Source organism: Variovorax sp. KBW07, from assembly GCF_003852515.1.
GTDB lineage: Bacteria > Pseudomonadota > Gammaproteobacteria > Burkholderiales > Burkholderiaceae_C > Variovorax.
In genome coordinates this window covers 1-5,254 of sequence record NZ_QAJK01000205.1, presented here as the reverse complement: position 1 = coordinate 5,254, position 5,254 = coordinate 1, and the positions used below count along the sequence as shown (strand labels likewise).

Genomic DNA, 5,254 nt, shown 5'->3' with positions numbered 1-5,254 from the left:
GCCCTGAATGAACGAAACAGCGGCGCGCAGCCCTACGCCATCATCCAAGCGCCATATCCAAAGGCCAGAAAGCCCAGCCCCACGATCACAAGGATGCTGCGGAACTCGAACTCCATCGCCGGCGGCAGGCTCTGTACGACGAAGTGCAGCAACGCCCCCGCACCGATGGTCATGAAGCCCGCGCCGAACTGCTTCATCGGGTTCGGGTCGGGATAGAAGAACACGAGCGCAAAGCCCGCCAGAAACACCACGTTGGCCACCACCGTGCCGCGCGTGCGCCAACGTTGTTGCGCTGGCGTGGGTTCGCGCACCACCCGGCGCCCGTCCTGGTGGCGACCCTCCTTGATCGCCATGCCCGTGAAGAACAGGCCGAACATCGTCGGGAATCCACCGAAGATGCCGAGGCCCCACACGATGCCCCACATGTTCTGGAAGTCGGCCACCAGTGCCTGTGTGGGGTCGGCCTTGCTGTAGCGCACCTCCACCGCATCGCCCCACTCCTTGCCCGACAGGCCACCGCCCAGCCCCTTGACGCGGCGCTTCTGCCCGTCGGACGCGGTGTATTCGACGATGGGTGCGCGCGACGTCGTCGTGCGGCCGTTGCTGTCCTTGCCGCGCTCTTCCACGATCTCGACCAGGCTGCCCTGCACGCTCACCGTGCCGGCAATCGACTGGCAGCGGTGCCAGCCGACGGTGGCGGCGCCATACAGGCCGGCGCAGCCGATCAGCAGTGCACCGACACCGACGCCCCAGAAAAAGGTCTTGAGCCATCCGACGAGCCCGCCAATGGCTGGCCCGGCCAGCAGCGAGAGGCCGAAGACGATCAGTGCGTGGGTGGCGGCTTCGTCGTCCATGGCGCGCTTCCTTTCGGCATGCGGCGCTGGTTGTTGGCTTGCTTGCTGCTTCAGCCGGGGAGCGGCCGCCGTACGCTCAGCGGCGCGGGCGTTGACCGTTGCTGGTCTTCATGCCCATGTTGGTCTTCTGGCGGTCGATGCGCTCCTGCCTGCGCCTGTCTTCCCGCTCCATGACCTTTCGCTTGGTGTAGCCCGACGAATCGGCCCATGCCCACCACGCGAGGGCCAGTGCAAAAGGCGTCAGCACGATCCACCAGCTCCAGCCGGCGACCATGCTCACTTCGAAGTACTTGAGGCCGATGCCAAGCAGGCCCAATGCCAGAAACCACATCGCGAATCCCTCAGGGTTGTATTGCGCGCATCCGGGCGCCTGTCCACGGCGCTACCTACAATCGCGTTGCATCGAATGTAACCCAGCCCTTACGAAATAAATCCCCATGAAAAGAGTCTTGTTGTCGGTCGTCCTGGGCCTCGGCGTCGCGGCCCCCGCCTTCGCCGACCTCGCCCTGGCCACGTCGAAGAATTGCATGAGCTGCCACGCGGTCGAGCGCAAGGTGCTCGGGCCTTCGTTCAAGGACGTGGCCGCGAAATACAAGGACGACAAGGGTGCCGTGGACACGCTCGCCAGCAAGATCATGAAGGGCGGCTCCGGCGTGTGGGGACCGGTGCCGATGCCGGCGAACAACCAGGTCAGCGAAGCGGATGCGAAGAAGCTGGCGGCCTGGGTGCTGTCGACGAAGTAAGAAACACAGAGACAGCAGCGGCAGCGTTCAGTCAGCAACCCGCCGCTTCGTCCCTCTCAACCCTGCGGGTTGATGTCCACCGGCAGCGGCCGGCGCTCGATGCGGTCTTCCAGCTGGCCGATGTGCGCGGCCACGGTGTTGTCGGTCTGGTCCGAGCGCAGCCGGACCGCATTTTCAAGCTGGTCCATGCGCGCCAGCAGGGCCGTGTGGCGGTCGGCGTTGTGGCCCATGTGCTTGTTCTCTTGCGCTTCAAGAAAACTGCGCAGCTCGGTGAAGCGCGAGGCTTCGGCCTTGTCGGCCAGGTCGCGCTGGACCTGCATTTCCTTGGTGTGGCGCTTGGTGTCGAGCAGCACCGAGCTGTGCAGGTACAGCACATAGACCAGGAAGAAGGCCGCGAGCACCACGGTGAGCCCCAGCATGATCAGCCCCAGCGGCGCCGAGACGGTCATGAAGCCCAGCCACACGTCGGTGGGGGCCGACAGCGTCCCCCAGTTCAATGCCGCGAGCGCTGCGATCAGCAGCACGATGACAAAAAGAAAAGCGGATCTCACGCCCATTGGAGGCCTCCTTCGGAAAGATCGAACACATCGAAAACGCCCGCGCACGTCAAGGCGCGCGGTGACTCCGATGGTTTTACCTCAGCCCAAGGGCCCGTCCGGCGCTGCCGGACGGATAAACGGCCACGTCCTACAGGCGTTCTGACAACTGTTCCAGGATTGCCGGATTTTCCAGCGTCGAGGTGTCCTGCGTGATCGCCTCGCCCTTGGCGATGCTGCGCAACAGGCGCCGCATGATCTTGCCGCTGCGCGTCTTGGGCAGGTTGTCGCCGAAGCGGATGTCCTTGGGCTTGGCGATGGGGCCGATTTCCTTGGCGACCCAGGCGCGCAGTTCGTTGGCGATCTGCTTGGCCTCTTCGCCGGTCGGGCGGGCACGCTTCAACACGACGAAGGCGCACACCGCCTCGCCCGTCACGTCATCGGGGCGGCCCACCACCGCGGCTTCGGCCACGAGGTCGGTCTTGGAGACCAGCGCCGATTCGATTTCCATCGTGCCCAGGCGGTGGCCCGACACGTTCAGCACGTCGTCGATGCGGCCCGTGATGCGGAAGTAGCCACGGTCTTCGCTGCGCACCGCGCCGTCGCCGGCCAGGTAGATGGTGCCGCCCATTTCTTCGGGGAAGTAGCTCTTCTTGAAGCGCTCGGGGTCGTTCCAGATGGTGCGGATCATCGAGGGCCACGGGCGCTTGATGACCAGCATGCCGCCCGAGCCGTTGGGCAGGTCCTTGCCGGTCTCGTCGACGATGGCGGCCATGATGCCCGGCAGCGGCAAGGTGCACGAACCCGGCACCAGCGGCGTGGCGCCCGGCAGCGGGGTGATGACGTGGCCGCCAGTCTCGGTCTGCCAGAAGGTGTCGACGATCGGGCAGCGCTCGTGGCCGATGTTCCGGTGGTACCACATCCACGCCTCGGGGTTGATCGGCTCGCCGACCGAACCGAGGATGCGCAGGCTCGACAGGTCCCAGTTCTTCGGATGCACTTTTTCGTCGCCTTCGGCCGCCTTGATGAGCGAGCGGATGGCGGTGGGCGCGGTGTAGAACACCGACACCTTGTGCTTCTCGATCATCTGCCAGAAGCGGCCCGCATGGGGGAAGGTCGGGATGCCTTCGAACACCACCTGCGTGGCACCGGCCGCGAGCGGGCCGTAGGCGACGTAGGTGTGGCCGGTGATCCAGCCGATGTCGGCCGTGCACCAGAACACGTCTTCGGGGCGCGAGTCGAAGGTCCAGTCCATCGTGAGCTTGGCCCACAGCAGGTAGCCGCCGGTGGCGTGCTGCACGCCCTTGGGCTTGCCGGTGGAGCCCGAGGTGTAGAGGATGAACAGCGGGTGCTCGGCGTTCACCGGCACGGGCGGGCAATCGGTGCTCTGGCCCTTGAGCGCTTCGGCAAAAGTCTTGTCGCGGCCTTCGACGCGGGCCCATGCGGTGGGCGTGCGCTCGTACACGAACACGGTCTTGATCGACTCGCAGCCGCCGAGCGCGATGCCGTCGTCGACGATGGCTTTCAGCGGCAGTTCCTTGCCGCCGCGCAACTGGTAGTTGGCCGTAATGACCGCCACCGCGCCAGCGTCGATGATGCGTTCCTGCAGCGCCTTGGCCGAGAAGCCGCCGAACACCACGCTGTGGGTGGCGCCGATGCGCGCGCAGGCCTGCATGGCAATGACGCCTTCGACCGTCATGGGCATGTAGATGATGACGCGGTCGCCCTTCTTGATGCCCGCGGCCTTGAGCGCGTTGGCAAACTGGCTCACGCGGCCGAGCAACTCTTTGTAGCTGACGTTGGTGACGGTGCCGTCATCGGCCTCGAAGACGATGGCGGTCTTGTTCTCGACCGGGGTGCCGATGTGCTTGTCCAGGCAGTTGGCGCTGGCATTGAGCTCGCCGTCGCCGAACCACTCGTAGAACGGGGCCTTCGACTCGTCCAGGGTCCTGGTGAACGGCTTGGTCCACTGGAGGTTGCCCTTGGCCAGCCGGGTCCAGAACCCTTCGAAGTCCTGTTCGGCTTCCCTGCATAGCGCGTCGTAGGCGGCCATGCTGGGAATTCGGGCGCCTTCGGTGGCGCGGGCGTCGGGCGGGAACACACGGTTCTCGACCAGGACGGATTCAATATTCTTCGATGCGCTGCTCATTCTCTTGTCTCCTGGATGGATGCGGCCGTAATGTCGGCGGGCCCACTTACGGGTCACTGACGGCCCGATGTTAGTTCGCGGGGTTATCACGAGTCCGACACGGGGACACCCCTAGAATCGCCCGACTTTCACAACCAGCCTGCCGATGTCCGCTCCCGACCCTTTCGACCCGTTGAACCCGCCCCCCCGCCGGAGCTTGCCGATGGGGCCGTTGCCCAAGCTGATCTTCGCCAGCCGCTGGCTGCAATTGCCGCTGTACCTGGGCCTGATCGTTGCGCAGGCGGTGTACGTGGTTCACTTCCTGGTGGAGTTGCTGCATTTGGTGGAAGCCGCATTCGGCAGCCAGACCGCGCTGCAGGCGCTGATCACCAGCATCGGCTACAAGACGACCGCGCCGGTGGGCTCGCTCAACGAAACGGTGATCATGCTGGTGGTGCTGGCGCTGATCGACGTGGTGATGATCTCGAACCTGCTGATCATGGTGATCGTGGGCGGCTACGAAACTTTCGTGAGTCGCATGAACCTGGAAGGCCATCGCGACCAACCAGAGTGGCTGAGCCACGTGAATGCGTCGGTGCTGAAGGTAAAGCTGGCCACGGCCATCATCGGCATCAGCTCGATTCACCTGCTGAAGACGTTCATCAACGCGGACAACTACACGGACCGCGTGCTGATCGCGCAGACGGTGATCCACATCACCTTCCTGTTCTCGGCCATTGCGATTGCCTACACGGACAAGCTGATGACGGCCAACGCATCGCAGGGCGGCGCGCCTCACTGAGCTTGGTTCGGGAGCGGGTGCGGGCGCGGGAGCATTCTTTGGTGTGTGCGACTGACACCGGGTGCTCCCCTCCGCGAATGTCCCCCGCTTCGCTCCTCCTTTATTTCGCTGCGGGGAGCACCCGATCCCATTCGCACGAGGGCGCTGCGCTTGTGCCGTTCGACCAACCAGTGCTCTGAGCCGCTCGCGCC

At 64.8% G+C, this 5,254-nt stretch carries 6 protein-coding genes; 2 read left to right on the top strand and 4 right to left on the bottom strand.

All coding sequences use genetic code 11. The features are described 5' to 3' along the window. Positions 1-32: 32 nt before the first annotated feature. Both DBV14_RS31325 and DBV14_RS31320 read right to left on the bottom strand, forming a co-directional pair. On the bottom strand, positions 33-854 hold the full coding sequence (locus DBV14_RS31325; RefSeq protein WP_124465554.1) for a DUF3592 domain-containing protein: 822 nt from the start codon (positions 852-854) through the stop codon (positions 33-35). Between the two features lie 76 nt (positions 855-930). Continuing rightward, a complete protein-coding gene (locus tag DBV14_RS31320) occupies positions 931-1,185 on the bottom strand; it encodes a TIGR04438 family Trp-rich protein (protein ID WP_124465551.1) in 255 nt (84 codons plus the stop codon). A 106-nt stretch (positions 1,186-1,291) separates the two neighbouring features. Here DBV14_RS31320 and DBV14_RS31315 point away from each other — a divergent pair, with 106 nt between their 5' ends. Next, complete coding sequence (locus DBV14_RS31315; protein ID WP_124465548.1) at positions 1,292-1,597, top strand: c-type cytochrome; 306 nt, start codon at positions 1,292-1,294, stop codon at positions 1,595-1,597. Between the two features lie 56 nt (positions 1,598-1,653). Here the strand turns inward: DBV14_RS31315 and DBV14_RS31310 are convergent, their stop codons facing one another. Both DBV14_RS31310 and acs read right to left on the bottom strand, forming a co-directional pair. After that, the gene (locus DBV14_RS31310) at positions 1,654-2,154 is read right to left on the bottom strand and encodes a LapA family protein (protein ID WP_124465545.1); all 501 of its coding nucleotides are present in this window, start codon (positions 2,152-2,154) and stop codon (positions 1,654-1,656) included. A 130-nt stretch (positions 2,155-2,284) separates the two neighbouring features. Continuing rightward, positions 2,285-4,282: an acetate--CoA ligase gene (acs, locus tag DBV14_RS31305; protein WP_124465542.1), complete on the bottom strand. Its 1,998-nt coding sequence runs from the start codon at positions 4,280-4,282 to the stop codon at positions 2,285-2,287. Positions 4,283-4,427: 145 nt separating this feature from the next. Here acs and DBV14_RS31300 point away from each other — a divergent pair, with 145 nt between their 5' ends. Then, on the top strand, positions 4,428-5,063 hold the full coding sequence (locus tag DBV14_RS31300) for a YqhA family protein (protein WP_124465539.1): 636 nt from the start codon (positions 4,428-4,430) through the stop codon (positions 5,061-5,063). The last annotated feature ends 191 nt before the right edge of the window (positions 5,064-5,254 follow it).